Source organism: Mesorhizobium sp. SEMIA396, from assembly GCF_024518615.1.
Classification (GTDB): Bacteria; Pseudomonadota; Alphaproteobacteria; order Rhizobiales; family Rhizobiaceae; genus Mesorhizobium.
In genome coordinates this window covers 83,873-109,790 of the sequence record NZ_JANIFC010000006.1, presented here as the reverse complement: position 1 = coordinate 109,790, position 25,918 = coordinate 83,873, and the positions used below count along the sequence as shown (strand labels likewise).

The 25,918-nt window shown below is 63.3% G+C and carries 30 protein-coding genes and 1 tRNA gene; 15 read left to right on the top strand and 16 right to left on the bottom strand.

The genetic code is table 11. The annotated features are described in order from the left end of the window. Positions 1 to 58: 58 nt before the first annotated feature. From exbB to NP503_RS16215, 3 genes are read left to right on the top strand one after another with little or no spacing between them, the layout of a single operon-like run. Positions 59 to 1,030, top strand: a complete 972-nt coding sequence (gene exbB, locus NP503_RS16225) for a tonB-system energizer ExbB (protein WP_127272292.1) — start codon at positions 59 to 61, stop codon at positions 1,028 to 1,030. Between the two features lie 4 nt (positions 1,031 to 1,034). Continuing rightward, the gene (gene exbD / locus NP503_RS16220; protein WP_127268059.1) at positions 1,035 to 1,502 is read left to right on the top strand and encodes a TonB system transport protein ExbD; all 468 of its coding nucleotides are present in this window, start codon (positions 1,035 to 1,037) and stop codon (positions 1,500 to 1,502) included. Beyond that, positions 1,499 to 2,458, top strand: coding sequence for an energy transducer TonB (locus tag NP503_RS16215; protein WP_127268060.1), 960 nt, complete (start codon positions 1,499 to 1,501; stop codon positions 2,456 to 2,458). The genes exbD and NP503_RS16215 overlap by 4 nt, the downstream gene beginning before the upstream one ends. A 150-nt stretch (positions 2,459 to 2,608) precedes the next feature. Here NP503_RS16215 and NP503_RS16210 read toward each other — a convergent pair whose 3' ends face one another. From NP503_RS16210 to NP503_RS16185, 6 genes are all read right to left on the bottom strand, one after another. Next, complete coding sequence (locus NP503_RS16210; RefSeq protein WP_164748714.1) at positions 2,609 to 2,929, bottom strand: hypothetical protein; 321 nt, start codon at positions 2,927 to 2,929, stop codon at positions 2,609 to 2,611. Positions 2,930 to 3,038: 109 nt separating this feature from the next. Then, the gene (locus NP503_RS16205; protein WP_127268062.1) at positions 3,039 to 3,299 is read right to left on the bottom strand and encodes a hypothetical protein; all 261 of its coding nucleotides are present in this window, start codon (positions 3,297 to 3,299) and stop codon (positions 3,039 to 3,041) included. Between the two features lie 4 nt (positions 3,300 to 3,303). Further along, the gene (locus NP503_RS16200) at positions 3,304 to 3,558 is read right to left on the bottom strand and encodes a hypothetical protein (RefSeq protein WP_127268063.1); all 255 of its coding nucleotides are present in this window, start codon (positions 3,556 to 3,558) and stop codon (positions 3,304 to 3,306) included. A gap of 68 nt (positions 3,559 to 3,626) precedes the next feature. Further along, the gene (locus NP503_RS16195) at positions 3,627 to 4,589 is read right to left on the bottom strand and encodes a SagB/ThcOx family dehydrogenase (protein ID WP_236382936.1); all 963 of its coding nucleotides are present in this window, start codon (positions 4,587 to 4,589) and stop codon (positions 3,627 to 3,629) included. A 530-nt stretch (positions 4,590 to 5,119) separates the two neighbouring features. Continuing rightward, positions 5,120 to 5,869: a helix-turn-helix domain-containing protein gene (locus tag NP503_RS16190; protein ID WP_127268065.1), complete on the bottom strand. Its 750-nt coding sequence runs from the start codon at positions 5,867 to 5,869 to the stop codon at positions 5,120 to 5,122. 346 nt (positions 5,870 to 6,215) lie between these two features. Beyond that, a tRNA-Ala gene (locus tag NP503_RS16185) sits at positions 6,216 to 6,291 on the bottom strand. Positions 6,292 to 6,547: 256 nt separating this feature from the next. Between NP503_RS16185 and NP503_RS16180 the strand changes: the two genes are divergently transcribed. Continuing rightward, positions 6,548 to 6,838 (top strand): YggT family protein, encoded by a 291-nt coding sequence (locus NP503_RS16180; protein WP_023811703.1) that lies wholly within the window; start codon positions 6,548 to 6,550, stop codon positions 6,836 to 6,838. Positions 6,839 to 6,851: 13 nt separating this feature from the next. After that, the gene (locus tag NP503_RS16175; protein ID WP_127268066.1) at positions 6,852 to 7,169 is read left to right on the top strand and encodes a DUF167 family protein; all 318 of its coding nucleotides are present in this window, start codon (positions 6,852 to 6,854) and stop codon (positions 7,167 to 7,169) included. A 19-nt stretch (positions 7,170 to 7,188) separates the two neighbouring features. Here the strand turns inward: NP503_RS16175 and NP503_RS16170 are convergent, their stop codons facing one another. The 3 genes from NP503_RS16170 to NP503_RS16160 are packed head-to-tail and all read right to left on the bottom strand — an operon-like array spanning position 7,189 to position 9,943. Next, on the bottom strand, positions 7,189 to 8,070 hold the full coding sequence (locus NP503_RS16170) for a MurR/RpiR family transcriptional regulator (protein WP_127268067.1): 882 nt from the start codon (positions 8,068 to 8,070) through the stop codon (positions 7,189 to 7,191). Continuing rightward, a complete protein-coding gene (locus NP503_RS16165; protein ID WP_127268068.1) occupies positions 8,067 to 9,134 on the bottom strand; it encodes an ABC transporter ATP-binding protein in 1,068 nt (355 codons plus the stop codon). Before NP503_RS16165 ends, NP503_RS16170 begins: the two co-directional genes overlap by 4 nt. A 2-nt stretch (positions 9,135 to 9,136) precedes the next feature. Next, positions 9,137 to 9,943 carry an SDR family oxidoreductase gene (locus NP503_RS16160; protein WP_127276572.1) on the bottom strand — a complete coding sequence of 269 codons (807 nt, stop codon included), beginning with the start codon at positions 9,941 to 9,943 and terminating at the stop codon, positions 9,137 to 9,139. A gap of 179 nt (positions 9,944 to 10,122) precedes the next feature. Here NP503_RS16160 and NP503_RS16155 point away from each other — a divergent pair, with 179 nt between their 5' ends. From NP503_RS16155 to NP503_RS16140, 4 genes are all read left to right on the top strand, one after another. After that, complete coding sequence (locus tag NP503_RS16155) at positions 10,123 to 11,355, top strand: sugar ABC transporter substrate-binding protein (RefSeq protein WP_127268520.1); 1,233 nt, start codon at positions 10,123 to 10,125, stop codon at positions 11,353 to 11,355. A gap of 160 nt (positions 11,356 to 11,515) precedes the next feature. Continuing rightward, positions 11,516 to 12,385: a carbohydrate ABC transporter permease gene (locus tag NP503_RS16150; protein ID WP_023811708.1), complete on the top strand. Its 870-nt coding sequence runs from the start codon at positions 11,516 to 11,518 to the stop codon at positions 12,383 to 12,385. Further along, positions 12,382 to 13,206: a carbohydrate ABC transporter permease gene (locus tag NP503_RS16145; RefSeq protein WP_013528984.1), complete on the top strand. Its 825-nt coding sequence runs from the start codon at positions 12,382 to 12,384 to the stop codon at positions 13,204 to 13,206. The genes NP503_RS16150 and NP503_RS16145 overlap by 4 nt, the downstream gene beginning before the upstream one ends. A 24-nt stretch (positions 13,207 to 13,230) precedes the next feature. After that, complete coding sequence (locus NP503_RS16140; protein WP_127268519.1) at positions 13,231 to 14,724, top strand: M81 family metallopeptidase; 1,494 nt, start codon at positions 13,231 to 13,233, stop codon at positions 14,722 to 14,724. Positions 14,725 to 14,871: 147 nt separating this feature from the next. Here the strand turns inward: NP503_RS16140 and NP503_RS16135 are convergent, their stop codons facing one another. From NP503_RS16135 to NP503_RS16110, 6 genes are all read right to left on the bottom strand, one after another. After that, positions 14,872 to 16,926, bottom strand: coding sequence for a M3 family metallopeptidase (locus NP503_RS16135; RefSeq protein ID WP_127272099.1), 2,055 nt, complete (start codon positions 16,924 to 16,926; stop codon positions 14,872 to 14,874). 95 nt (positions 16,927 to 17,021) lie between these two features. After that, complete coding sequence (locus NP503_RS16130; protein WP_127269640.1) at positions 17,022 to 17,456, bottom strand: nuclear transport factor 2 family protein; 435 nt, start codon at positions 17,454 to 17,456, stop codon at positions 17,022 to 17,024. Continuing rightward, complete coding sequence (locus NP503_RS16125; protein WP_023811712.1) at positions 17,453 to 18,097, bottom strand: carbonic anhydrase; 645 nt, start codon at positions 18,095 to 18,097, stop codon at positions 17,453 to 17,455. Before NP503_RS16125 ends, NP503_RS16130 begins: the two co-directional genes overlap by 4 nt. Positions 18,098 to 18,245: 148 nt before the next feature. Beyond that, on the bottom strand, positions 18,246 to 19,016 hold the full coding sequence (locus tag NP503_RS16120; RefSeq protein WP_127269641.1) for a DUF429 domain-containing protein: 771 nt from the start codon (positions 19,014 to 19,016) through the stop codon (positions 18,246 to 18,248). Next, on the bottom strand, positions 19,013 to 19,897 hold the full coding sequence (gene pdxY / locus NP503_RS16115) for a pyridoxal kinase PdxY (protein WP_127269643.1): 885 nt from the start codon (positions 19,895 to 19,897) through the stop codon (positions 19,013 to 19,015). The genes NP503_RS16120 and pdxY overlap by 4 nt, the downstream gene beginning before the upstream one ends. Before the next feature lie 13 nt (positions 19,898 to 19,910). Further along, entirely contained in the window at positions 19,911 to 20,162 is a 252-nt protein-coding gene (locus NP503_RS16110) for a hypothetical protein (protein ID WP_127269645.1), read from the bottom strand. A 162-nt stretch (positions 20,163 to 20,324) separates the two neighbouring features. On the opposite strand from NP503_RS16110, the gene NP503_RS16105 reads away from it, so the two are divergent. The 6 genes from NP503_RS16105 to ppa all read left to right on the top strand — a co-directional run bounded on the left by NP503_RS16105 (position 20,325) and on the right by ppa (position 25,066). Next, a complete protein-coding gene (locus NP503_RS16105) occupies positions 20,325 to 20,963 on the top strand; it encodes a LemA family protein (RefSeq protein ID WP_127269647.1) in 639 nt (212 codons plus the stop codon). Positions 20,964 to 21,221: 258 nt separating this feature from the next. Further along, on the top strand, positions 21,222 to 22,073 hold the full coding sequence (locus NP503_RS16100) for a YgcG family protein (RefSeq protein ID WP_127272093.1): 852 nt from the start codon (positions 21,222 to 21,224) through the stop codon (positions 22,071 to 22,073). A 4-nt stretch (positions 22,074 to 22,077) separates the two neighbouring features. After that, complete coding sequence (locus tag NP503_RS16095; RefSeq protein ID WP_127272090.1) at positions 22,078 to 22,959, top strand: YgcG family protein; 882 nt, start codon at positions 22,078 to 22,080, stop codon at positions 22,957 to 22,959. Positions 22,960 to 22,967: 8 nt separating this feature from the next. After that, complete coding sequence (locus NP503_RS16090; protein ID WP_127271483.1) at positions 22,968 to 23,606, top strand: TPM domain-containing protein; 639 nt, start codon at positions 22,968 to 22,970, stop codon at positions 23,604 to 23,606. A gap of 307 nt (positions 23,607 to 23,913) precedes the next feature. Further along, entirely contained in the window at positions 23,914 to 24,420 is a 507-nt protein-coding gene (locus NP503_RS16085; RefSeq protein ID WP_013528996.1) for a GNAT family N-acetyltransferase, read from the top strand. A 112-nt stretch (positions 24,421 to 24,532) separates the two neighbouring features. After that, positions 24,533 to 25,066: an inorganic diphosphatase gene (ppa, locus tag NP503_RS16080; protein WP_013528997.1), complete on the top strand. Its 534-nt coding sequence runs from the start codon at positions 24,533 to 24,535 to the stop codon at positions 25,064 to 25,066. Positions 25,067 to 25,291: 225 nt separating this feature from the next. Here ppa and NP503_RS16075 read toward each other — a convergent pair whose 3' ends face one another. Beyond that, a complete protein-coding gene (locus tag NP503_RS16075; protein WP_127267936.1) occupies positions 25,292 to 25,885 on the bottom strand; it encodes a hypothetical protein in 594 nt (197 codons plus the stop codon). Between the last annotated feature and the right edge of the window lie 33 nt (positions 25,886 to 25,918).

Here is a 25,918-nt window from a genome sequence, read left to right as displayed (position 1 = left end):
TGATGCGGCGGCGGGAAATAGAAGGCGGCAGGCCGCTGTGAGAACAAGGAAGAAGCTGTTGTCGAGAACTGGTTTGTTGGCGGCGTTGGTCGCATCCGTCATCCTGTCGGCCGGCAGCGCGATGGCCCAGGAGCAACCCGCCGGTGCCGCGCCGGCGGTCGAAGCCCCCACCCCGGCTGCTCCCGCAGCCCCAGCGCCGATTGCACCCGCACCCTCCGCACCGGCAGTCGCTCCGCCCGCCACGATGGCGCCTTCGCAGCCAGGCACCCAGCCGAACACGGGCGCGCCGTCTGAGGCCGGACCTTCGACGGCGATGGAGTTGACCTTGCCGCATGACCTGTCGCCATGGGGCATGTTCATGGCGGCCGACATTGTCGTCAAGGCGGTGATGATCGGGCTGGCCTTTGCCTCCCTCGTCACCTGGACGATATGGCTGGCCAAGTCGCTGGAGCTTTTCGGCGGCAAGCTGCGCATCCGTCGCGCCGTGCGGGCGATCGGCGAGGCCGCCACGCTGAAGCAGGCCAGCCGCACCCTCGACCGCAGCGGCGGGCCCGGCGCGCTGCTGGTGCGGGCGGCCGAGGAGGAGACCGCACTCTCGGCCGGCGCGCTCGATCATGTCTCGGGCGATGGCCTCAAGGAACGGGTCACGTCGCGCCTGTCGCGCATCGAGGCGGCGGCGGCGCGGCGCATGTCGCGCGGCACCGGCGTGCTGGCGACGATCGGGTCGACCGCGCCCTTCGTCGGCCTGTTCGGTACGGTCTGGGGCATCATGAACGCCTTCATCGGCATCTCGCAGGCGCAGACCACCAATCTCGCAGTGGTCGCGCCGGGCATCGCCGAGGCGCTGCTGGCCACCGCGATGGGCCTGGTCGCGGCGATACCGGCCGTCGTCATCTACAACGTCTTTGCCCGCTCGATAGCCGGCTATCGGCAGATCCTCGCCGATGCCTCGGCCGGGGTCGAACGGCTGGTCAGCCGCGACCTGGACTTCCGCACCGTCGCGCCGGCAACGCCACTGGCGGCGGAGTAGCGCCATGGGAAGCAGAATCCGACAGACCATGGATGACGATCTCGAGGAAAGCCACGAGATCAACGTCACCCCGTTCATCGATGTCATCCTGGTGCTGTTGATCATCTTCATGGTCGCGGCGCCGCTGGCCACGGTGGATGTCAATGTCGACCTGCCTGGTTCGACGGCAACGCCCGCGCCGAGGCCCGAGACACCGCTGTTCCTGACGCTGAAGAACGATCTGACGCTGGCGATCGGCAATGACAGCGTGCCGCGCCCGGCTTTCGCCACGACGCTGGACGCCAAGACCAAGGGCGACAAGCAGACGCGCATCTTCCTGCGCGCCGACAAGGCGGTCGCCTATGGCGACCTGATGGAGGCGATGAATCTATTGCGCGGTGCCGGCTATCTGAAGATCGCGCTGGTGGGCCTGGAGACGGCTCCCGCGTCCAATGCCCCGGCGCCCGCAGCCACTGGTGCGGCGGCGCCATGACGCAAGCGGTCGCCGTGCCCTCGGTCCAGCTGTCGCGCTTCGGTTGGCGCGACCTTGGCTTGTGGGCCGGTGCTGCCGCGCTGGTCCTTGGAGCCCATGTCGCGGTCGCCTATGCAGTGCAGAACCTCACAATGGTCACCGAAGCGGATGGCGGTCCACCCCCCGCGCAGATGATCGAGATGGCACCGATGGTGGTGATGCCGGCCGTGGAAGAGCAGGTCGCCGCGCTGGACGCGGTGACGCCAGATCAGACCGAACCGACACCGACGACCGAGCCGACACCTGAAGAACCGGTCGAAAAGGCCGAGCCGGTTGTCGAGCCGCCGGAAGCGGTCGCGCCAGACGAGACCGAACCCACCCAGACCGAATCTACCCAGGCCGAAACGGCTGAACAGGTCGATCAGCCGCCGCCGGATGAGGTCATCCCGGATGTGGTCGAGGCTGTCACGCCAGACGTCGTCATTCCCTTGCCGCAGCCGAAACCGGTCGAAATTGTCAAAGACAAGAAACCGGTCGAGGCCAAGGCGAAGAAGCCTGTCGAGAAGCCCAAGCCGCGGCTTAAGAAGGAGAAGGCGGCTCCGTCGAAGACGGCAGCCGTCGCCAGCGCCGACGCACGGCCCGCGGCCAGGACCGCCGCGCCGAAGGCGGCGGAATCGACGTCTCGCTCCGGCGACTCCAGCAAATGGGACTCCCGTCTGGGTGCTTGGATCAAGCGGCACACACGCTATCCCAGTTCTGCCAAGGCCCGACGCGTGGAGGGCAGGCCATATGTCGCCTTCACGGTCGACTCGTCCGGCCGGGTCCTGTCTGCCAGGCTCTCTCGTTCCTCGGGGGATGCGGATCTGGACCGTGCGGCGCTCGCCGTGCTGCAAGGCGCCACGGTGCCGAAACCGCCACCGGAACTCGGCTCGCGTCTGAGCCGTACAGCGCCGTTCGTGTTCAGCCTGCGCAACTAGAGCAGTTCACCGTTTCACGGAAACGGCTAACTGCTCTAATTCTTTGGTTTGACGCAATTCCCAAGGGAAAACGCTCTGCGTTTTCCCGGGAAAACCATTTCACACTTTTCCTGGAATTGCTCTAGGACCGAATTTGTTCGGGCCGGCCTGTCAATAGGCCAGTGACAGGCTCAGGGCCTCGACCTGTTCGAGATAGAAACGGCATTTCGTGCGCAAGGGCCCGAGGCCCGGGTCATCGGCGCCGTTGATCTCGATGGTCTGCATCATGAAGTCGAAATGGGCGTGGAAAGCGTCCACTGTACCCCAGAGACTGTCGGCCTGGCAGCTGTCGGCAATCGCCATCGAGACGAGTTGGCGGGCCTCGACCCGCGCGGCGTCAGGCGATGGCGGCCGCCTGGCGATCAAGACGTCGAGCCGGCTGAAAACGCCTTCCCTGGCATCGACGCTTCTGATGTTGGCTATCATGTTCATGTGCAGGTCCCCCTTGGCATTCCAGACGCGCAATAGGTTCCGGTCTGAAATTGAAAAACTGGTGATCAGAGCATTTTCAGCGGCGCCAATGAACGCGTCGCGTTTGGCATCAAGTTTGAGCGACCGGATGCCGGTCCTGCGGGCAGGATGCAATCAGGGCCGGGATTGCGGTTGCATCGGAGGGGTGGCCCCTGATGATGTTGGCGACCTCGGCATCGGCCTGCTCGAACCAGTAGACCATGTCGGCGCGGCGCAGGTCCGTCACGGCCTTCTTCAGCAACGGCAGCAGGCTTTGCAACGCGCACAGCGTCTCCCAGCGGTTTGGCCGGGAGGTCGAGCCGGCCACCGCGCATGCGGCTGACGACTGCATGTCGCTACGCTCTCCGTGGCTGGGCGGCCCGAGTGTCCTTTGCCTGCGCCTTGGGGTGCAGCGGGTTGCCGCTGAGCTGCGCATGCCTGGCCGGCCGTGCGCCGCGAAGAACGTCGAAGGCCTCTGCATAGGCCATGCCCAGCAGATAGGAGATCATCGGAAAACGGCTTGCTTCGGCCATCTGCACGAGCTCATTGGTCATCGACGAAATATATTGAAGGCTATCGATTTCCGACTGGCGTAAGGATTGATTTGGCACGTGCTGCTCCTGTCTCTGGTTATACCCTAGGGAACGCGTTACTGGCTGTGATGCACATAGTTGGTCGGCTAATTGATGGACTGGCCCGCCGTGGACGGATCTCTTTCCGGCGTCGAGAGGGTCAAGGCATAGATCGGTGCGTCGGTGAAACTGTCGAGACCAAGCAGCCGCTTGATGGCGGAATGGCTGAGCGCGGCTGTCGGACATGCCGACAGGCCATGATTGGTCGCTGCCAGCATGATGTTCTGGCCGATATGGCCGGCCTCGATCAGCACGACACGATAGGCGTTGGCGTCCTCATATTTCCACATCGTGCGATCTAGCTTGGCGCAAAGCAGGACAAGGCACGGCATGGCGTCGGCCCACTCCTGTCCGCCGACCAGTTCGGAGATTTTCGGCAGATGGTTTGCGGAAATCCTGCCAAGGTCGTGATCCGCGGCGGAATAGTGATAGACACCGGGTTCGAGGCCATCGACGCCGAGCGCGACCACATAGGCCTCATAGGGATTTCGCGCGCCGCCTGAAGGGGTCATGCCGAGCGGCAGGGTGCCAACGCAATTGGCGGTCTCGCCGATGATGCCGAGCCCTGCGAACAGGCAATCGGAAAGCTGTTTGGCCGTGATGGTGGGCTGAGCCGCCGTGCGGTTGGTGCGGCGCCGCGCCATCAAGCTGAGAAGTTCATTGTCTTCCAGTGCATTCGGCAGCTGGATGGCGCCTGCGGAATTCTTGAGCATGAGGTTCGGCTGCGGCGTATGGCCGGCGCGTTCTATCTGCCGCTCTTCCGCTTGCTCGATGGTCATGTATTCGCTGTCCTGGACACAGAAATGCATCAGCGCCGTCGGAAGCCCCCAACTCCATTGTCCTGAAAACTGTTCCTCCTGCTCGGCGAGAGGCGATCCGGCTGTGACCAGCGCGGAGAAATCGAGCAACTGGGGAACGACAGCCTTCAACTCGGACTTCGACCATCCATGGGCGCGGGCAATGTCCGCCGTCGATGCCCATTTGTCCCACGAAGCGAGAAGGCCGACCATCTCAGGACTGCATTCAAACACGCTCCTGGTCAGGAAGTTGCATGCCGTGACCTTGTTCGGTCCGGGGTAGAAAACAAGCGTTTTCGAAGAGCGCATTTTCATGAAGCTGATTGCCATCTGTGGAGCCGAGGCGCCGACAAGCAAGACGCTCGTCGGCGCAGAACGGCTTCAGCGCTTGTTGTAGTGCATGCCCTGCGAAAAGAAGACGGTCTGCGTGCCGGCGGCAATCGTCAGCTTCGGAGCATTGGTCACTTTCTTGGCCATTTTCATCCCTTTCCTGACCCCAATTTGGGATCCGTTGAAAGACCCCCGGAACGGGATCCGCGTGAAGAAAGGTAAGGTCGGAAGAGTTAATGGTTTGTTAAAATTATAGTAAAACCACGATCCTAAGACGGACCCGTGGATTATCTTTCCTGGCATTAAAGTGTAAAATATCGATTTTATTCAGATACAGAGTAGACAATCGTTGGCATACGCTTAATTGGCGTACGCTTATTCTTATTTGGCGTAAGACACGGCGATCCGAGGGGTTAGCCCAACCCGTCCCGGGTGAGGCTGACAACCAGTTGATCGACGCCCGGATCGTCGAGATTGATGACATGCGCCATGCTGATGGCATCCCTTGGGTGGATGTTGGCAATGTCGCGCCGCATGATGACGGACACGAATGCCGGGCCGGCCTCCGTCAGAAGCATGGCCTTGCCCATCAGCACCGGTTCGGAGATGGGAGCCCATTGCACGGAGATCAGCGACGGCTCCCCGGTCTGGCGGCGATTGATGCCGCTGAAATAGATCCAGTTCAGCCGCGAGATCGCCACGCCATAGTGATTGCCGCGCGCTCGTGCCCAGGTCGATCCCCGGCGCTCCGACCATCCGGTGACCCTTCGGAAGGTGACCAGTTCGGCTTCGCGCCTCACGAAGGTCACCGAGCGCATCAGGAGGTCGAGGCGGCCCGGGATCGAGAAATAGGTGAAATAGGTGCCGCCCGCGATCGAAGGACTGGGAGGGCGGATCATCTGGTTGAACAGGCTCTCGGAAACCGGCGGCAGGCCACGCATCGCCGGCTCGGGTGCGCCGGGATCCTGGTACAGTTCGGCTTCGTCGATCCGAAAGTAATCGCATATCAGCTTGGCGGTAGCTTTGTTGGGAACGGTCTGCCCTTGCAGATAGCGTTCGAATTGCGTGCGATTGATGCGCAGCTCACGGCATACCGCACTTACGGAGGCATGGTCCTTGCACAGCCGTCTAAGGTTTGCAGCGAGATTGTCGCGAATTGACACGTCTTTGCTTCCGCAGGCGGATTTTTCATTTCGACTCGAAATCGATCTAGCGTCTCCGGTCGCCCCCGCCGAAACGCCCTGGTCACAACGCACAGAAAAAACTGATTTGGTAACGTCAATTTAGTGGGGTGGTTTCCAAAAAAAACGGAAACAATCAGCGAGCTCTTCCGCCATAAGTCCAATTGACAAAAGTTTTGCCGGATATTGCGAAATAGGCGATGTAGCGCGGCCTTTTAAGGTGCTGGCACAGCAAATGCCAACCGCGGGGGCAAGCCGGGACGAGCGTCGCGGACTGCATGTGGCGCAAAGATGGGCATCTGGCGCGCAGCGTGGAGAATTATTCCGCTGGTGGAGCTGAGGAGGATCGAACTCCTGACCTCGTCATTGCGAACGACGCGCTCTCCCAGCTGAGCTACAGCCCCGTCCAGCGGATGGGCGCATTTATCGGGCGCCGCGGTTTCCTGTCAAGGCGGAGGTTTGCCGAAATCCAGTGCCGTCAAGCGTCGATCTGGCGCCGGCGGAAAGCGGCCCTTGCCGGTTTTGTGTATTCGCGCCTTCGTTGGGGTGTCGGCGACATGCCCTACAGTCCGACCGGGCCGGTATTGGCGCTCCACAGAAAGGCGGCCCTTGCCGGTTTCGCGTGCAATGGCTACATGTCGGCAACAATTGGAGACCGGCATGCTCGCCCTCATTCAAACAATCGTCATGGCGCTTGACCTCTACTGGTGGATCATCATCGCCTCGGCGATCTTTTCCTGGCTCTACGCCTTCAACGTCGTCAATTCGAAGAACCAGTTCGTCGGCAGCATCGGCAACATGCTCTACCGGCTGACCGAGCCGGCGTTGCGGCCTATCCGCCGCTTCATGCCGGACCTTGGCGGCATCGACATCTCGCCGATCATCCTGCTTCTGATCCTGTTCTTCCTGCGGCAGTTTCTGCTCACCACGGTGGCGCCTCTGATCCTGTGAGCAGGATGACCTTATGAGCACGCCGTTTCGCCTGCGCGAAAACGGCGCCGAGCTGTTTGTCCGGCTGACGCCAAAGGCTGCGCTGGACAGGCTCGAAGGCTTCGAGGCCACGGCGGACGGGCGAAGCCATCTGAAAGCGCGCGTCCGCGCCGTGCCGGAAAACGGCGCCGCCAATCATGCGCTCGAAAAGCTGCTGGCCAAGGCTCTGGGCGTGCCCGGGTCCGCTGTCTCGGTTGTCGCCGGCGGCACCGCGCGGCTGAAGACCGTGCGCATTGAAGGCGATCCGGCGAAATTGGCGAAAAGCATCGAGGCGCTCGGCCATCAATCCTGATGTCCTTGGCCGTAGGGGTTCAATCGCCCAATGGCAAACGCGGATCGTCGACTTTCAACGTGTTAACGCTCTGCTTGATGCGGCGCAGATTCTCCAAAACCCTCGGTCCGCGCGTCTCGGCGACCGAGGTGACGATCATGTCGACGATCGACAGCAGCGCATAGCGAGACGATGTCGGCTTGTAGATATTGCCGTCCTCGAGCGACTGGAAATGGATGACCGTGTCGGCGACCTTGGCGAGTGCGGAGTCCGGCGGGGTGATGGCGATCGTGGTGGCGCCATATTGCTGGGCGACCTGCACCGCATCGATGACCGATCGCGCATAGCCGGAGACGGAGAAGGCGATCAGCGTGGTGTCGGGGGTGGCAACGGCGGCGTACATGCGTTGCAACTGTCCGTCGATCTGCGCCAGCACCGACACGCCAAGCCTGAACAGCCGGTTCTGCATTTCGGTCGCCATCATGGACGAAATGCCACCGGAGCCGATGCACAGCACATTACCGGAAACAGCGATGCGTGCGGCGACGGCGACCAGCGTCGTCATGTCGAGGTTTTCGCTGGCGCGCTGGATGGCCGATATCGCCGCTTCGGTGATGGCGGAAGCGATGCGCTGTTCGCGGGCATCGCGGCTCAACGGCTCCGGCGACAGATACTGGCCGCCGATGGCGATGGCTTGCGCCAGATAGAATTTGAAGTCGCGCAGGCCCTCGCAGCCGAGGTTGCGGCAGAACCGCGTCACCGTCGGCTCGCTGACACCGACGCGCAAGGCAATTTCCGAAATCGCCGCTTTGGAAACGAAATCGAGGTCTGCCAGCACGAAGCCGGCCAGCTTGCGATCCGACTTCGTTCCGTCCTGCGACATCAGCTGCAGCCGCGTGATGATGTCGGCCGGCGTCTTCATAGAGGCAGGCCCGTTGCCTTGTCGAACAGATGGATGTTGCCGGGGTCGACCGAGACCGGCAGCAGGTCTCCCGGCCTGACCGGCACCCTGTCGCGGAACACGGCGCGTACCGTATCAGCACCGATAGCGCCATAGACATGTGTTTCGGAGCCGGTGGGCTCGACGACATCCACTCTGATCGCCATCGCGTCGACAGCCTCGCCGACGATAAAATGCTCGGGCCGGATGCCAGCCTCCACCGCGCTGTCCGCCGGCACCTGTTTGCCGGCAAGCGCAAGCCGCCCGCCACCGGCCGATTCGAACCAGGTTTTCTCAAGCGTCGTCTTGAGCGAACCGGACACAAAGCTCATCGACGGCGAGCCGAGGAAGGAGGCGACGAACTTGTTGGCAGGCCTGTCATAGAGTTCCAGCGGCGCCCCGACCTGCTGGATTCTGCCGCGGTCCATCACGACGATGCGGTCGGCCATCGTCATGGCCTCGATCTGGTCGTGGGTGACGTAGACGATCGTCGATTTCAGCCGCTGGTGCAGCGCCTTGATCTCGACGCGCATCTGCACGCGCAATTGCGCGTCGAGGTTGGACAGCGGCTCGTCGAACAGGAACACAGACGGCTCGCGCACGATGGCGCGGCCCATGGCGACGCGCTGGCGCTGGCCGCCCGACAGCTGGCGGGGATAGCGGTCGAGATAGGAGAAGAGATTGAGGACGCCGGACGCCTTCTTGACCTTCTCATCGATCACCGTGCGCGTCTCGCCGCGGATCTTCGGGCCAAAGCCGATATTGTCAGCTGCCTTCAGATGCGGAAACAGCGCATAGGACTGGAACACCATGGCGATGTTGCGCTGCTGTGGCGGCAGCGCGTTGGCGCGCACGCCGCCGATCAACAGGTCGCCGGAGGTGATCGTCTCCAGGCCGGCCAGCATGCGCAGCAAGGTCGACTTGCCGCAGCCGGACGGGCCGACGAGGACGACGAACTCGCCGCTCTTGATATCGAGGCTGATGTTCTCGAGGATCTTGTGCTGGCCGAAGGATTTCGACAGATCGCGAAACTCGACATCGGTCATTGTCACGCTCCCAGAATGTCGTCGATGAAGGGCAGGCAGCCGGCGGTCAGTCCCGCGTCCACGGGCATCACCACGCCTGTTATTCCCGATGCGCGATCGGACGCAAGGAAGGCGACGGCTTCCGCCACTTCCGCGGCGTTGACGATGCGGCCGAGCGGATAGAGCCGCTGCAATTTGCCGAGGATTTCGGGATCCTTGGCAAGGCGGTGGTCCCAGGCGGCGGTGCGGATCGATCCGGGGCAAACGACATTGGCGCGCAGGCCGCTGCGGCCGAGCTCGACGGCGATCGCCTTGGCATAGGCGTTGATGCCGGCCTTGGCGGCGGCATAGGCCGGATTGCCGAAATGCGCGATGGCGTTGACCGAGGAGATGAAGACGACGCTGCCCGAGCCGCGGCCAGCCATCGCCTTGACCAGCGGGTCGGCGAAATTCATCACGCCAGTCAGGTTGAGATCGAGTTCCTGCTCTATTCTGTCGGGATCGAGCGCCGAAATCGTCTCGGCACGCGTCCAGCCGGCATTGTTGATGAGAATGTCGGGCACACCATCCCGGTCGAGGATCGCGCCGATCGCCGTCGCTATCGATGCCTTGTCGAGAAGATCGAAGACATGGCGGGAGGCAAGGTGCGGACTGTTCAGCGCCTCGCTTGACTGATCGCAACCGACGACCCTGGCGCCTCTTTGCGCTATCAGCGCCACGATGGCCGTGCCGAGCCCGCCGCCGGCACCCGTCACCACGACGGTCTTGCCCTCGAACTCGGCCCTGCCTTCGAACTCGGCCCTGCCCTCGAACTCGGATTGCGAAACCACCGTGCGTCATCCTCCGGGAGTTCTGACAGATCGCATAAGGCCTAGGCCTGTAAATGTAATTAAGCAACACAATAATCCGCTTGTAAGCCTTCAAATCATCGATAATGTAGGAAAGTCACATAAATCTTCTGCTCCGGCACGGAGAGGCGCGCAGGCGCAACACCAATGGGAGAGATCAAATGAGCCTTGCAAAATGGACTGTCGGCCTGATGGCCGGAATGAGCATGCTGGCAATTGCGGCGCAGGCGGATGCGGGCGAGGTGCGCGTCACCGTGGCCGAGTACAGCGCCAAGACTGCTCCCTATTTCGCCGACGTCAAGAAGGAATTCGAGGCGGCGAACCCCGGCATCAGCGTCAAGTTCGAAGTGGTGCCGTGGGATGTGCTGCTGCAGAAGCTGACCACCGACATCACCGCCGGCACCAATGCCGATCTGTCGATCATCGGCACGCGCTGGCTGATCGACTTCGTCCAGCAGGATGTCGCCGAGCCGCTCGACGGCTACATCAAGCCCGACTTCAAGGATCGCTTCATCGACACCTTCCTGTCGCCCTCGATCATGGACGGCAAGACCTACGGCCTGCCGATCGCGGCCTCGGCGCGCGCCATGTACTACAACAAGGAGCTGTTCGAGAAAGCCGGCATCGCCAAGCCACCGGCAACCTGGACCGAGCTGCAGGAAGATGCGCGCAAGATCAAGGCGCTGGGGTCGGGCACGTTCGGCTTCGGCCTGCAGGGCAAGGAGATCGAGACCGACGTCTATTACTATTATGCGATGTGGTCGCAGGGCACCGAGATCCTCAACAAGGACGGCACTTCGGGCCTGAGCACGCCAGGTGCGCTTGAGGCCGCCAAGCTCTACAAGTCGATGATCGACGAAGGCCTGACCGAACCCGGCGTCACCTCCAACAACCGCGAAGACGTGCAGAACCTGTTCAAGCAGGGCAAGGTCGGCATGATGATCACCGCACCCTTCCTGTCCAACCAGATCAAGGACGAGGCGCCGAACCTGAAATACGGCGTTGCAGCCATCCCCGCCGGCCCGACCGGCGCGCGCGGCACCTATGGCGTGACCGATTCCATCATCATGTTCAAGAACTCCAAGAACAAGGACGAAGCCTGGAAGCTGCTCGATTTCCTGTTCACCACGGAACAGCGCGCCAAGTTCACGCAAGGCGAAGGCTTCCTGCCGGTGAACAAGGAAGAGGCCAAGATGGACTACTACGTCAACAATGCCGATCTGGCGGCGTTCACCGCGCTGCTGCCCGACGCCCGCTTCGCGCCGGTCATTCCGGGCTGGGAAGAAGTCGCCCAGATCACGTCGGACGCCATGCAGAAGATCTATCTCGGCGGCGACCCTGAGGCGGGCTTGAAGGACGCGGCCGCCAAGGCCAACACCGTGCTGAAGAAATAGAGGCCGTGCTGAAGAAATAGGGCGTATCTCCCTGCGCCCGTGGCGCGCCCCAGACTCAGGCGGGGCGCGCCACACCTAGGTTCCCGGCCCGGTGCGGCGGATCCGAAATTCGCATAAGCAGAACCTTCTGATCCAGCACGCCGAGGTTGCAGGCCAGCAGATGCAAAATCGTTTCTTGCCCTATCTCCTGACCTTGCCCAGCCTGTTTCTGGCGGCGGTGGTCATCTTCTGGCCGGTCTGGGACCTGATCCAGATCTCGACGCATGAGGTCAGCCGCTTCGGCCAGCTTCGCGACTTCAACGACTTCGCCAATTTCGCGGCACTCGCTGCCGATCCCGATTTCACGGCCGCGCTCTGGCGCACCGGCCAATGGACGGTGATGGTGGTCGGCGGTGCGCTTCTCTTGTCGATCCCGGTGGCGATGATCCTCAACACCGATTTCTATGGCCGCGGCATCGCCCGCGTCATCATCATGCTGCCCTGGGCGGTGTCGCTGACCATGACCGCGGTGGTCTGGCGCTGGGCGCTGAGCGGCGAAAGCGGCATGCTCAATTCGGCGCTGATCGGCCTCGGGCTCATCGATCACAACATCCAATGGCTGGCGAGCGCCGAGACCGCTTTCCCGATGCAGGTGCTGATCGGTATCCTGGTGACGGTGCCGTTCACGACGACGATCTTTCTCGGCGGGCTGTCGTCGATTCCGGACGATCTCTACGAGGCGGCGGCGCTCGAAGGGGCGACGCCGCTGCAGCAGTTCCGCGAAATCACCTTTCCGCTCCTGAAACCGTTCATCAACATCGCCATCGTGCTCAACACCATCTACGTCTTCAATTCCTTCCCGATCATCTGGGTGATGACGCAGGGCGGCCCGGCCAACTCGACCGATATCCTGGTCACCCATCTCTACAAGCTGGCCTTCCGCATCGGCAAGCTGGGCGAAGCATCGGCGGTGTCGCTGGTGATGTTCGCCATATTGCTGGTCTTCACCATGATCTATGTGCGGCTGGCGATGCGGGAGCAACGCACATGACGAGCAAGCTGAAACGCTCCATCATCGCCTGGCTGCTGCTGGCGCCGCTGATCGTGGTGACGCTCTTTCCCTTCGCGGTGATGTTCCTGACCGCGGTCAAGCCGAGGCAGGAAGTGCTGTCGCCGACCTGGTGGCCGAGCGAATTCCGCTGGTCGAATTTTTCCGACATGTGGGTGGCGACCGGCTTTGGCCAGGCGCTGCTCAATTCGCTCTACGTGTCTGTGATCGCCACGGTTGGCGCCATCCTGATCTCGGTTCCGGCGGCCTATGCGATGTCGCGCTTCCGCTTTGCCGGCTACGGCGCCTTGCGCCAGTTCCTGCTGATTTCGCAGATGATCTCGCCGATCGTGCTGGTGCTTGGCCTGTTCCGGCTGATGGCGGCCTGGGGCTTGGTCGAGAGCACGACGGCGCTCGGCTTCATCTACATGGCCTTCAACGTCGCCTTCACGGTGTGGATGCTGCAGAGCTATTTCGACACCATTCCGCGCGATCTCGAGGAAGCCGCCTGGATGGAGGGCGCCGGCCGCTGGCTGACCTTGCGCAAGGTGTTCCTGCCGCTCTGCCTGCCGGCGATCGCGGTGACCGCGATCTTCACCTTCATCAATGCCTGGAACGAATTCGTCGTGGCGCTCACCATGCTGCGCAGCCAGGAAAGCTATACGCTGCCGATCCAGGTGTTTTCGCTGGTCGCCGGCCGCTACACCATCGAATGGCACCACGTCATGGCCGCGACGTTGCTGGCGACCTTGCCGGTGGCCATCCTGTTCATCTGGCTGCAGCGCTACCTCGTTCGCGGGCTGGCGCTCGGGGCGGTCAAATAACGCCTATTCACGGACGGAGCTTTCATGCGCATTTTCACCGCCTCGCTGGCGACGGAAACCAACACCTTCTCGCCGGTGCCGACCGATAGGGCCTCGTTCGAGATGGCCTTCTATGCCGGGCCCGGCAAACATCCGGACACGCCGACGCTGTGCTCCTCGCCGATGGTGGCGCTGCGCCGGCGGGCAGCGGCCGAAGGCCTCGATGTCATCGAGGGCACCGCCACCTGGGCGGAGCCGGGCGGCCTGGTGCAACGGCAGACCTATGAGGCGCTGCGCGACGAGATCCTTGGCCAGCTCAAGGCAGCGCTGCCGGTCGATGCCGTCATCCTCGGCCTGCATGGCGCCATGGTGGCGCAAGGCTATGACGACTGCGAAGGCGACTTGCTCGAACGGGTTCGCGCAATGGTCGGGCCGCAGGTGGTGATCGCCGTGGAACTCGATCCGCACAGCCATCTGACACCGAAGCGCGTGGCGGCCTCCGACATCCTCGCCTACTTCCTCGAATTTCCGCACACCGATTTCTACGAGCGCGGCGAACACGTCGTCGAGCTTGGCCTTGCGGCGGCGAGGGGCGAGATCAAGCCGGTCATCTCGACCTTCGATTGCCGCATGATCCAGGTGCTGCCGACCAGCCGCGAGCCGATGCGCTCCTTCGTCGACCGCATCAAGGCGCTGCACGGCAAGGACGGCGTGCTGTCGGTCTCCGTCATCCATGGCTTCATGGCGGCCGACGTGGCCGAAATGGGCACACGCATCCTGGTCGTCACCGACGATGACAAGGCCAAGGGTGACGCGCTGGCGGAAAGGCTCGGGCGGGAACTCTACGCGCTGCGCGAAAAGACGGCGATGACGATGCTGAGCGCCACCGACGGCATCGACCGGGCGCTGGCCGTGCGCGCCGAGAATCCGGGCAAGCCGGTGGTCATCGCCGATATCTGGGACAATCCCGGCGGCGGTGTGCCCGGCGACGGCACCTTCGTGCTGCGCCAGATGCTGGCGCGTGGCCTGGACAGGTTCGCCGTGGCGACGATCTGGGATCCGATCGCGGTCACCTTCTGCCTGGCGGCGGGCGAAGGCGCGGTCATCGATCTGCGCTTCGGCGGCAAGGCCGGGCCGCAGGCAGGCGAGCCGATCGACGCGCGCGTGCGCGTGCTGAAAGCGGTTGCGGAGGGCTGGCAGAGTTTCGGGCCAAGCCGGGTGACGCTGGGGCCGACGGCGCTGGTCCGCCTCGAAGGCACCGAGGTCGACATCATTCTCAACACCAACCGCACACAGACCTTCGAGCCGGATATCTTTTCCAACATCGGCGTCGATCCGATGGCCAAGGACATGCTGCTGATCAAGTCGACCAACCATTTCTACGCCGGCTTCGAGCCGATCGCCGCCGAGATCATCTATGTCTCGGCGCCGAGTTCGTATCCCAGCAATCCGGCGGTGACCGATTACAAGAAGCTGACAAGGCCGGTGTGGCCAAGGGTTGCGGATCCTTGGAAGGATGCAGGCAATCTCCCCCCTTGAGGGGGAGATGTCGCTGAAGCCGACAGAGGGGGTCGCCTGACGTAATGCGCCAACCTTCTTCTGCCGCAGCAGGCCGAGCCCGGTCGAACCGACCCCCTCTGGCCGCTTCGCGGCCATCTCCCCCTCGAGGGGGGAGATTATCCGGTGCTACACCAATCCCCGCTTCACCATCATCGCTTCGGGCGACGGCATCTTGCCGCGAAATGCGGTGTAGAGTTCTTCCGGATCCTTCGAACCGCCGGCGGCGTAGATGTTCTTGCGCAGCCGTTCGGCGAGCGCCGGGTTGAAGGGGTCGCCGGTCTCCTCGAAGGCGGCGAAAGCGTCCGCATCGAGCACTTCCGACCACATGTAGGAATAATAGCCGGCCGAATAGCCGTCGCCGGAGAAGACGTGGCCGAAATGCGGGGTGCGGTGACGCATGGCTATGGTGTCCGGCATGTGCAGCTCTGCAAGCGTTTCGGTTTCGAAACGAAGTGGTGCTTCAGGCGCATCCGGCCGTGCGTGATAAGCCATGTCCATCAGCGCGGATGCGGTGAACTCTACTGTTGCAAAGCCAGCGCCAAAAGTCCGCGCGGCCAGCATCTTGTCGAGCAGCGCCTTGGGCATCGGCTTGCCGGTCTTCACATGCAGCGCGTGTCTTTCCAGCACCGCCGGCACGGTCAGCCAATGTTCGTAGAGCTGCGAGGGCAGTTCGACGAAATCGCGGCTGACCGAGGTGCCCGAAACCGAGGGCCAGGTGACATCGGTCAGCATGCCGTGCAAAGCATGACCGAATTCGTGGAACAGCGTTTTCGCCTCGTCGACCGACAGCAGCGCGGGCTCGCCGGCCGGCGGCTTGGCGAAGTTCATGATGTTGTAGATCACCGGGCTCGCACCGTGGCCGAGCCTGTAGCCGGACTGCAGCGCGCTCATCCAGGCGCCGGAGCGCTTCGAGGGCCGGGCGAAATAATCGGCGAGGAACAGGCCGCGCTCGCTGCCATCGGCATTTTTCACCACGAAGACGCGGGCGTCGGGGTGCCAGGCAGCGATGCCCTTCTTCTCCTCGAAGGTGATGCCGAACAGCCGTGTCGCCACATCGAAGCAAGCGTCGATGATGCGGTCGAGCTGCAAATAGGGCTTCAGCTCCGCCTCGTCGAAGGCGAATTTTTCCGCACGCAGTTTCTCCTGGTAGAAGCGCCAGTCCCAGGCGGCGAATTTTTCGTTGCTGCCGGCCTCCGTCGCCAACCGTTGCAATTCGATCTGGTCGCTTGCTGCCTTCTCAAGCGCCTTTTCCCACACCGGGTCGAGCAGCGCGTGCACGGCCTTCGGTGTCTTGGCCATGGTGTCATCGAGCTTCAGCGCGGCGAAGGAGGCGTAGCCGAGCAGCTTTGCCTTCTCGGCGCGCAGGCGCAGCATGTCGCGCACCACGTTCGTGTTGTCGGTGGCGCCGCCATTCTGGCCGCGCATGGTGAAGGCGCGGAAGGCGATCTCGCGCAGATCGCGGCGCTCGGAGAAGGTCGAGAACGGCTCGTAGATCGAGCGCGACAGGGTGACGGCGTAGCGGCCCTTCTGGCCGCGTATCTCGGCGGCTTCGGCCATCGAGCTTTTCACGAAGTCCGGCAGGCCGGCAAGGTCGGCCTCATCGAGGAACAGTGCCCAGTCGCTCTCGTCGGCCAGCACATTCTGGCCGAAGCTGGTACCGAGCGAGGACAATTCCTCGCTGATCTTGGCCAGCCGCTTCTTGCCGTCGGCATCGAGTTTGGCGCCGGAGCGGACAAAACCCTTCCAGGTCTTTTCCAGGACCCGCAGGGTCTCTGCGTCGAGCTTCAGGCTCTCGCGGCGCTGGTAGAGATCGTCGATGCGGGCAAACAGCCGCTCATTCATCGAAATCGCCGAGAAATGCCTGGACATTTTCGGCGAGATGTCGCGCTCCAGCGCTTGGATCGTCTCGTTGGTGTAGGCGCCGGCGCGGCACCAGAAGATCGACGAGACGCGATCGAGCGCTTCGCCGCCGAGTTCCAGCGCGGCAAGCGTGTTCTCGATGGTCGGCGCATCCTTGTTGCCGGCGATCGCCTCGATCTCGGCCTCGTGCGCCTTCAGCGCCGCGTCGAAGACCGGGGAAAAGTCGCCATCGCCAATGCGCGTGAAATCGGGCAGGCCGAGCGGCCCTTGCCACGCGGTCAGCGGATGGGCGGCGAGGTCGACGGCTTTCGTGGAAGGCATGGACAGTCTTTCGATCGTTGACGGGGAGAGGTTTGGTCGTCCCCGATGTAGGGCGAGGCCTCGCAAGGCGCAACGGCTCGGCCCTCAGGATGGCGTCAGAAGCCGTCGCACGTCTCGGCGATTGCCGCTTGCGAACTGGCGGTGATGCGGTCGTCGGTCACCGCGAAAGTCTCATGCATGAGCTTGTCATTGTTGGGAAAGTCGTAGCAGGCGACCACGGTGGTGACCCCGCCTTCGCTCTTTTCGATCCGATGCCGGATCGCTGCGCCCGCAACCGCACCTTTCCATTCGTCCATCGAGGCGATGAATTCCTGCTTGCTTTGCACGATGCCGAGGTCGTCCAGCTTGATGCGGACATCATCGGCGAGCAGGTCGGACAGTTCGGTGCGGTCGGCGACCAGCAGCGCCGAATACCAGCGGCTGATGAGGGCACGATCATCGGCGCGGGCGGCAATAATCGCTATCAGCAGCGCGGCCGCCGTCAAAGCGGCCGACCTGATGTTTACCACCTTGCGCGCCGCTGTGTTCATCCCAGCTCCGGCCGTTCGAAATCGCCGGTTTCCTTGTTCATCGTCCAGAGTTCGCCGGTCGAGATATCGAACCAGGCCCCATGCAGCGACAGTCGCCCCTTGCCCTCGAGAATCGAGACGCAGGGAAAGGTTCTGAGGTTGGCGATGGAATAGCGGATCGAGATGCGCTCCAGCGCGGTCTGGCGCTCCGACGCGGTCATGAAGGTGCTGGAGGAGACGGTTTCGGCCGCCGGCGCGATCAGGCTCATCCACTTGCCGATGAAGTCGCCCGGCGAAAGCGGCGCGGAATTGGTGTCGAGCGCTGCACGGATGCCGCCACAGCGGCCATGGCCCATGACGACGATGTTCTTGACCTTGAGGCTCTGCACGGCGAATTCAAGCGCCGCCGAGGTCGAATGGAACTCGCCATCGGGAGCATAGGGCGGCACCAGATTGCCGACATTGCGCAGCACGAAGAGTTCGCCGGGCCCGGCGTCGAAGATCGCCTCGGGCGCCGAACGCGAATCGCAGCACGCGACGATCATCGTCTCCGGCGCCTGGCCTTCGCGAGCGAGATCGCGATAGCGCCCGCTCTCTGTGAGATAGCGGCCATTCATGAAATTGCGGTAGCCGGCGAGAAGATGTTCAGGGAGATGGGACATGGGCGGCGTCTGGAGCCTTTCCGGGTTGGATGCGGCAGCTCGTTGCGGTCTAGAGAGGCTCTAGCGGCAAAAGCCGGTCGCGAGCAATGCAGAATTATGAGGGCTGGCTAGAAATGCCATGCATCGAGCGCAACCTTGGCCAACAGCGTTACGCCCAGATGGCGACAGGAATGCCAAAGCTGTCGCGGCCCGGCGGGTCGGGCAGCGGCCGTGCCTCACCGCTGGCGATGCGACCGGCGATCAGCGTCATCGCGGCCGCGTCGAGGAAATCGTCGGCGGCGGCGCCGCGCGGTGGCGGCTGGTCGAGAAAGGCCGTGTCATAGCCATGCCGGCAAAGCAGAGCCTTGCGTTCCGCCATGCCGGCCGGATTGATGCCGCCCTTGATCTTCTTCGGCAGTTGCATGGCCTGATCGCCGTTCAGGCGGCAGAAAGCGACTTCCGGATGCGATTCGAACACGCGGCCGCGCAGATCGGGTCGCGCGATCAGCAGGGCGTCGATCTCGCGGATCTTGGCAAAAATGCCGAACGCCTGGATCGAGACTCCGCGCGGCGGGTCGGATGTGGTCAGGGCCACCTCGCTTGCCCTGATGTGCGCGGCATACCAGGCTTCGATGGTGGTGAAATCATTGGTCTCCGCATAGAGCGTGGCACGGGAGGGGATCGAGAAGACGCTGGATTGGCGCGCCCCGAGCAGCGGCCGCACCAGCGCTTCGGGGCCGCGACCGCCCTTGCCCGAAAAGTCGGGTAGGCCGATCGGCATGTCGACAGCGATGACAGCGTCTTCGGGAAGGGATGCGAGCAGGGCAGTGAAGGTTGCAAAGACACCGACCGACGGTGCCATGCCAAAAGCGCACCGGACGGCGATCCAGCCGGCCTTGCAGCCGTCGACGCCGACAAGCACGGCCTCAGTCGACGTCACGCCCGGCGGCCCCGCCCCGGATGCGTGAGGTGGCGAAGCTGGACCATCGCCATCGGATGCGACAGGCTCTGCGCATCGGTTTCGAGCTGCAGTTCGTCGCCGCCGCGCTTGGCGGTGCGCGCCAGGATCTCGTAGACCGCCGCCGTCGTCGATTGCAGCGCCTTGACCGGCGGCTGGCCGGACAGGATACGTGCCAGATAGACGGCCGCCGTCAGATCGCCCAGGCCATTCGGCGGCTTGTCGATCAGGCGATGTTCGGCGAGCAGCGCCTGGCTGCTATCGAGCAGCAGATTGCCGGTGCCGCCCGTCATCATCGACGGCGCAGAGGTGACCAGCATGGTCGATGGTCCGGCGTGGAGCGCTGCCGCGATCGCCGATTTCAGGTCGGGCAACGCGGCGCCGGCCATCCATTCCAGTTCGTAGCGGTTGGGGGTGGCTATGTCGGCGATCGGCATCAGCCGGTCGCGCATGGCGATGGCTGTCGGCTCGGGCACGTAGAGGCCGCCCGAATCACCCATCACCGGATCGCAGATATAGACGGCGCCGGGTGTCCTTGCCTTCACCGCGGCGACCAGCGAGGCGACGGCCTCGGCCTGGCCGGCCTCGCCGAGATAGCCGGACAACACGGCGCCGACTTCACCCAGCCATGGCGCCCGCTCGAGATCGGCCATCAGCGCCTTGAACTGGTCGAGCGGCGGTACGATCCGTGTTGCCCGTCCATGGCCGGGATGCCAGGGCAGGATGACGGTCGGCACCGCCCAGACCGGGAACCCCAGGGTCTCCAGCGCAAACACGGCGGCACGGTTGCCGACCGAGCCGCGCGCGACATGGCTGGAAATGACGATGACCGCACGCGGCGCGTCGGTTTGTTCGGCGCTCATTGTCGTTTGATTCCTAACTGCCCCGGATGACGTAAAGCACGAGCCAGACCATCAGGCCCAGCGCCAGCAGCAGGCCCAGCGTGCGGCCAAAGCGGGTGCCCCAAACTTCGATCGGATCGGCGCGATCGGCATCGGCCGCGGTGACGTGATCGCGCATGCCTTTCGCGGCCCGCCCCGCAAACGAGTCGCCCGCCGGATTCGTCTCGTGCGCGATGCGCTCGAGGATACGGCGCGATTCCTTCTCGCTGTCCTGGCGCTCCGCCATGATGATGTCCCGTTTTGTGGACCTTATCGCGTTCGTACGGCCAATCACAGACCCTTGCAGCGGCATCGGGCATGGCAGGCGAGGGGCTGCCGGCCCGGGCGGTTTTCTTGCGCGCTGATTGTGGTAATGCTTCGCGTGCAACTTCTACCGAGGGACCCCATCATGTTTGCCCAGCGCCTTGCCTCGCCGTCCATTTTCCGCACGCTGCCCGCCTTCCTGATGATGGCGATCGTGCTGCCGCTGCTTGCCGGCTGCGGCTACAACACCATCCCCACAGCGGAAGAAAACGCCAGGGCGGCGTGGAGCGAGGTGCTGAACCAGTATCAGCGCCGCGCCGACCTCATCCCCAACCTGGTCGAGACGGTGAAGGGTTATGCCTCGCACGAAAAGGATACGCTCGACGCGGTGGTCGAGGCGCGCGCCAAGGCAACGCAGATCACGGTAACACCGGAAACGCTGAAGGATCCCGAAGCCCTCAAGAAGTTTCAGGATGCCCAGGCGGGGCTGACCAGCGCGCTGTCGCGGCTGATCGCGGTCTCGGAGGCCTATCCCGACCTCAAGGCCAATCAGAATTTCCTGGCGCTGCAAGCCCAGCTCGAAGGCACCGAAAACCGCATCGCGGTGTCGCGGCGCGACTACATCCAGGCGGTCAGGGACTACAATCTGACGCTGAGGACCTTCCCCTCGGTGCTGTGGGCGACCTTCTGGTTCCGCGGCAATGAGCCCTTTGCCAATTTCACTGTCGCCGAAGACAAGATGCAGCCGCCGAAGGTCGATTTCGGCACGAAGCAGGGCGGGTGAACGTCGACTGTCATCGGAATAAATCCCGCGAAATGACGGGCTGCTGGCGTGCAAACACCCCCCTCTGTCCTACCGGAACCGGCCCTTCGCTGGCGCTTCGGGCGTTCGTCGTTCGGAAAGCCAAGCAATTGGCTTCCCGTCCGCTACGCGGATCAGTCCTCACCCCCCTCAAGGGGGGAGATTGGCAGCTTCGGCGCTGACGCCGATCTTGCGACGTTGCAAATTGGCGAAAGCGGAGATGACGGCCAATCTCCCCACTTGAGGGGGAGATGCCCGGCAGGGCAGAGGGGGGCGCCCCGGAACGCAAGCCTAGGGTTCCTTTTCGCTCTTCTAAGCCTCTTCTTCCTTCCCTTCACCGCCCTCGCCGCCGATCTTCCGGCGCTCACCGGCCGTGTCGTCGACAATGCCGGCATCATCGATGCCGCGACCAAGGCGGCGCTGACGCGGAAGCTTGCCGATTTCGAGACAAAAGGCTCCGACCAGATCGTCGTGGCGACGATTCCCAGCCTCGAGGGCGAGGAGATCGAGCCTTACGCCAACCGCCTGTTCCGCTTCTGGAAACTTGGGCAGGCGAAGGAAAACAACGGCGTGCTGCTGCTGGTTGCCCCGAACGACCGCAAGATGCGCATTGAGGTCGGTTATGGGCTGGAAGGTACGCTGACCGACCTGCACACCAAGCTGATCATCGAAAACGACATGGTGCCGGCTTTCCGCGCCGGGGACTTCTCCGGCGGTATCAGCAAAGCCGTAGACGACATGATCATGGTGCTGGAAGGAAATCCGGAGGAGCTGGAGGCGCGCGGCGAGCGCAACCAGGAAGCGCCCTTCGAGTCCGGCGACCTGTTCTTCACCGTGTTCATCGGCATCTGGATAACCATTATGGTCGGCAGTCTTGCTGTCTCCATCTTGCCGCCGATCTTCGGCCAGAAGCTCGGTCCCGGCCGCTACCGCTGGCTCGGCATGACCTTCGAGCCGCACCGGCGCTCCTCTCGTGGTGGCTGGTCGTCGGGAAGTTCCAGCGGCGGATGGTCTTCGGGGTCAAGCAGCGGCGGCGGTTTTTCCGGCGGTGGCGGTTCGTCCGGCGGCGGCGGCTCGTCGGGAAGCTGGTGATGGCATGACGATACCCAGCATCAGCCTGTCGAAACGCGACCGCCTCGCCTCGGCCGTCCTGATTGCTGCGGTCGTGCTGTTCTCCTGTATCACGGCCTACGCGGCCGACCTGCCGGCGCTGACCGGCCGCGTCGTCGACAATGCCGGCATCATCGATGCCGCGACCAAGGCGGCGCTGACGCGGAAGCTCGCCGACTTCGAGACAAAAGGTTCCGACCAGATCGTCGTGGCGACGATCCCCAGCCTCGATGGCGAGGAGATCGAGCCCTACGCCAACCGCCTGTTCCGCTTCTGGAAACTTGGCCAGGCGGGCGAGAACAATGGCGTGCTCCTGCTGGTTGCCCCGAACGACCGCAAGATGCGCATCGAGGTCGGTTATGGGCTGGAAGGTACGCTGACCGACCTGCATACCAAGCTCATCATCGAAAACGACATGGTGCCGGCCTTCCGCGCCGGCGACTTCTCCGGCGGCATCAGCAAAGCCGTCGATGACATGGTCATGGTGCTGGAAGGCAATCCGGAGGAGCTGGAAGCGCGAGGCAAGCGCAATCCCGCCGATGACGGCACGTCCATCGATCCGATCGTTGCCGTGTTCCTGATCCTGTGGGCGACGATGTTTTTCGGCGGGTTGGCGATGGCGTTCCTGCCGCCGATGTTGGGCACGAAGCTGTCGCCGGGCGTGTACAGATGGCTGGGCATGACGTTTCGTTACGGCCGTGGGCCGAGCGGGTACTCGGGCAGCAGTGGCTGGACAACGGGTTCGTCTTCGGGCGGCTGGTCGTCGGGGAGCTCCGGTGGTGGCTGGTCTTCGGGATCAAGCGGCGGTGGCGGGTTTTCCGGTGGCGGCGGCTCATCGGGTGGTGGCGGTTCTTCAGGAAGCTGGTGAGACATATCATGGCAACACGACCAATCAGCCCGCAGGATCATGAGCGCATCGCAACCACGATCCGCGCCGCCGAGGAGAAAACCGACGGCGAGATCTACTGCGTCGTGGCGCATGCCAGCGACGGCTATTTCTTCCCGGCCGCCTTCATGGCGACCGTGTGCATGCTGATCGTCAGCCTGGCGGTCGGCTACGGTCTGGAGGCCTGGTGGCTGTCGATCCGGCTGCCGCATTTCGTCCTCGCCCAGCTCCTGGCGCTTGCCTGCGTGCTGGCCTTGTTGTGGGCGCTGCCCGGCCTGCGCATCCATCTGGTGCCGAGGCGGCTGCGCTACCAGGCGGCGCACGCCAACGCGAGCAAGCAGTTCCTTGCCCGCAACGTCCACCGCACCACGGCGCGCACCGGCGTGCTGGTCTTCGTCTCGATCGCTGAACGCTACGCCGAAGTGGTTGCCGATTCGGGCATCGACGCCAAGGTCGGCCAGCATGTCTGGGACGGTGTCGTGCGCGACCTTACCGCGCATGCCGGCGACGACCGGCTTGCCGACGGCTTCGTCAAGGCGATCGAGCAGGTGGGTGCGGTGCTGGCCGAGCATTTCCCGGTCACGGTGGGCGACAGCAACGAACTTGACGACCATCTCGTCGAAATCTGAAAGCCCGCCTGCAAACGCTACTCAGCCGGACGCCTGACGCGGTTTTCTGCGCTTCCGGCTTTCGCCGACCGAAGCACTCACTCATAAGCGGCCTTGGCAGGCAGGCTTCGGCCGGCGTAGGCCGGTGCTCACGTGCAAAACAACGCTCCTCTCCGGTTCTCGAAGGCCACGCCATCCGCCTCGGCTGAGCGCGTTTTCAAGCAGGCTTTGCCTGATCTCATCAGTGCCATGATCGCCTGTGAGAAAGCAGCCGGCGGGCCGCCGGGACTCTTGCAATCGGGCGATGCGGGTTTATGGTTAACAAATCATGAATACGCTGACGATCGACATCCGGAAAGCCGACCCGCGCGATGCCAGTGCCATCGCCGAGGTGCATCTGGAGGCCTGGCGCGGCGCCTATTCCGGCATCATTCCGCACCGCACCCTGACATCGATGATCAACCGTCGAGGTGCCGACTGGTGGGCGAATGCGATTCGCCGCGCCGCCACTGTTCTGGTGGTCGAGATCGGCGGAAAGATCGCCGGCTATGCGACGATCGGCAAGAACCGCGCCCGTGAACTCAGGCAGCAAGGCGAAATCTACGAATTGTACCTGCGGCCGGAATATCAGGGCATCGGGCTCGGCAGCCGCCTGTTTTCGGCAGCCAAGGCGCGGTTGGCCGATCACGGGCTGAAAGGCATGGTCGTGTGGGCGCTGGAAGACAACCAGAACGCACTCGCCTTTTATGCCGGCGCCGGCGGCCGCGATGTTGCGGAAGGCGTCGAGATCTTCGAGCAGAAGGCGCTCAAGAAGGTCGCTTTCGTCTGGGAATGACAGCCCGGCCCTTCGGCCATTGCGTCTCCCGATTTCAGCCAGCACCATTCGCCGCATTGCACCATGACGCGCCGCCCGCTATCGATCGTCCATCGAGAGAGGGATTTAAGCCATGCGCATTGAAGCCATAGCCAGCGGAAAGAACCCGCCTGAGGACGTCAACGTCATCATCGAGGTGCCGATCGGCGGCGAGCCGATCAAGTATGAGATGGACAAGGAAGCCGGCACGCTGTTCGTCGACCGCTTCCTGCACACCTCGATGCGCTACCCCGGCAATTACGGCTTCGTGCCGCACACGCTGTCGGGCGACGGCGATCCGATCGACGTGCTGGTCTGCAACACGCGCGCCCTGGTGCCGGGCTGCGTCATCAACGTCAGGCCGATCGGCGTGCTGATCATGGAAGACAATGCCGGCCAGGATGAGAAGATCATTGCCGTGCCGTCGCCGAAACTGACGCTGCGCTACGAGAACGTCACCGAATACACCCAGCTGCCCGACATCACGCGCCAGCAGGTGCAGCACTTCTTCGAGCACTACAAGGATCTCGAGCCCGGCAAATGGGTCAAGATCGAAGGCTGGCACGATTCCAAATATGCCAAGAAGATGATCGTCGATGCGATCGAGCGGGCCAAGGCGAGCAAGTAGCCCAACTTCGTCATACCAGGGCGGAGCAGCCGCAAAGCGGCGTCGCGGAGACCCTGGTATCCATGCCGTGACGCCAGGCGACGTGTGCGGCGGAACGGAATTCTGCACCGCCGCGGCGGTGTTGATGTCGCGGCATGGATCCTCGGGTCTGCGCTGCGTCGCTACGCTCCTTGCTCCGCCCGTGGATGACGAAGCTACGGGTGCGATGCCCAATCTCCGCCGTGCTCAGTTATCCACCCGGCCAAAAGCCGGCACATTGCCGATGACGGTGCGCCTGTCCTTGCCGCAGGCGAAGGTGCGTGCCTTGTCGTCGGCAAGCTTGCGCGCCTGATCGTTGGCGGTGGGATTGCCGGTGGCCAGCACCAGGCCGACGGTGCAGCCGTCGCGGGCGTCCATCTGGCCGACCTTGGCGACGAGCAGCACCTCGGTCGGCTTTTTCTCGTCCTCGGGATTGCTGATCGAGCGGCGATGGATGGCTGCATAGGGCACAGCCTTGTCGCCGGTGGTCTCGATGCGCCATTCGATCTTGGCTCCGGACGAATTGAAACCGGAAAAGCTCTCCCAGACCGTTGTCATGTCGCCGCCGGGGGGAAAGCCGTAGAACAGCGATTCACGGGCATCGTCATAGGCTATCAGTACGGGATAGCCGCGATAGCCCGAACAGGCGAGTTCGGCCCAGTCGCCGTCGCCTTCCTCGGCCTGCGCGTAGGTCACGCAATCCTTTTTCGAATCCAGATCGGTGTAGGCGCTGGAAATGCCGTCGGCTTGCGCAGCCCGACCGAGACCGACCAGAACAAGCGGGATCAGAATGGCACGCATGGCGGTCAATCTCCGTTGCAAGCTGCCGCAGCG

Excerpts from the sequence above, each read along its gene's own strand:
- NP503_RS16205 (WP_127268062.1), bottom strand. The coding sequence starts at position 3,299 with ATGCAGTCGTCAGCCGCATGCGCGGTGGCCGGCTCGACCTCCCGGCCA.
- exbD (WP_127268059.1), top strand. The coding sequence starts at position 1,035 with ATGGGAAGCAGAATCCGACAGACCATGGATGACGATCTCGAGGAAAGC.
- NP503_RS16150 (WP_023811708.1), top strand. The coding sequence starts at position 11,516 with ATGCAAAATCGTTTCTTGCCCTATCTCCTGACCTTGCCCAGCCTGTTT.
- NP503_RS16130 (WP_127269640.1), bottom strand. The coding sequence starts at position 17,456 with ATGAACACAGCGGCGCGCAAGGTGGTAAACATCAGGTCGGCCGCTTTG.
- NP503_RS16170 (WP_127268067.1), bottom strand. The coding sequence starts at position 8,070 with ATGAAGACGCCGGCCGACATCATCACGCGGCTGCAGCTGATGTCGCAG.
- NP503_RS16140 (WP_127268519.1), top strand. The coding sequence starts at position 13,231 with ATGCGCATTTTCACCGCCTCGCTGGCGACGGAAACCAACACCTTCTCG.
- NP503_RS16210 (WP_164748714.1), bottom strand. The coding sequence starts at position 2,929 with ATGAACATGATAGCCAACATCAGAAGCGTCGATGCCAGGGAAGGCGTT.
- NP503_RS16090 (WP_127271483.1), top strand. The coding sequence starts at position 22,968 with ATGGCAACACGACCAATCAGCCCGCAGGATCATGAGCGCATCGCAACC.
- NP503_RS16155 (WP_127268520.1), top strand. The coding sequence starts at position 10,123 with ATGAGCCTTGCAAAATGGACTGTCGGCCTGATGGCCGGAATGAGCATG.
- NP503_RS16195 (WP_236382936.1), bottom strand. The coding sequence starts at position 4,589 with ATGGTCGGCCTTCTCGCTTCGTGGGACAAATGGGCATCGACGGCGGAC.
- NP503_RS16215 (WP_127268060.1), top strand. The coding sequence starts at position 1,499 with ATGACGCAAGCGGTCGCCGTGCCCTCGGTCCAGCTGTCGCGCTTCGGT.
- NP503_RS16085 (WP_013528996.1), top strand. The coding sequence starts at position 23,914 with ATGAATACGCTGACGATCGACATCCGGAAAGCCGACCCGCGCGATGCC.
- pdxY (WP_127269643.1), bottom strand. The coding sequence starts at position 19,897 with ATGAGCGCCGAACAAACCGACGCGCCGCGTGCGGTCATCGTCATTTCC.
- NP503_RS16175 (WP_127268066.1), top strand. The coding sequence starts at position 6,852 with ATGAGCACGCCGTTTCGCCTGCGCGAAAACGGCGCCGAGCTGTTTGTC.
- NP503_RS16075 (WP_127267936.1), bottom strand. The coding sequence starts at position 25,885 with ATGCGTGCCATTCTGATCCCGCTTGTTCTGGTCGGTCTCGGTCGGGCT.
- NP503_RS16145 (WP_013528984.1), top strand. The coding sequence starts at position 12,382 with ATGACGAGCAAGCTGAAACGCTCCATCATCGCCTGGCTGCTGCTGGCG.
- NP503_RS16110 (WP_127269645.1), bottom strand. The coding sequence starts at position 20,162 with ATGGCGGAGCGCCAGGACAGCGAGAAGGAATCGCGCCGTATCCTCGAG.
- NP503_RS16180 (WP_023811703.1), top strand. The coding sequence starts at position 6,548 with ATGCTCGCCCTCATTCAAACAATCGTCATGGCGCTTGACCTCTACTGG.
- NP503_RS16165 (WP_127268068.1), bottom strand. The coding sequence starts at position 9,134 with ATGACCGATGTCGAGTTTCGCGATCTGTCGAAATCCTTCGGCCAGCAC.
- ppa (WP_013528997.1), top strand. The coding sequence starts at position 24,533 with ATGCGCATTGAAGCCATAGCCAGCGGAAAGAACCCGCCTGAGGACGTC.
- NP503_RS16105 (WP_127269647.1), top strand. The coding sequence starts at position 20,325 with ATGTTTGCCCAGCGCCTTGCCTCGCCGTCCATTTTCCGCACGCTGCCC.
- NP503_RS16135 (WP_127272099.1), bottom strand. The coding sequence starts at position 16,926 with ATGCCTTCCACGAAAGCCGTCGACCTCGCCGCCCATCCGCTGACCGCG.
- NP503_RS16095 (WP_127272090.1), top strand. The coding sequence starts at position 22,078 with ATGACGATACCCAGCATCAGCCTGTCGAAACGCGACCGCCTCGCCTCG.
- NP503_RS16125 (WP_023811712.1), bottom strand. The coding sequence starts at position 18,097 with ATGTCCCATCTCCCTGAACATCTTCTCGCCGGCTACCGCAATTTCATG.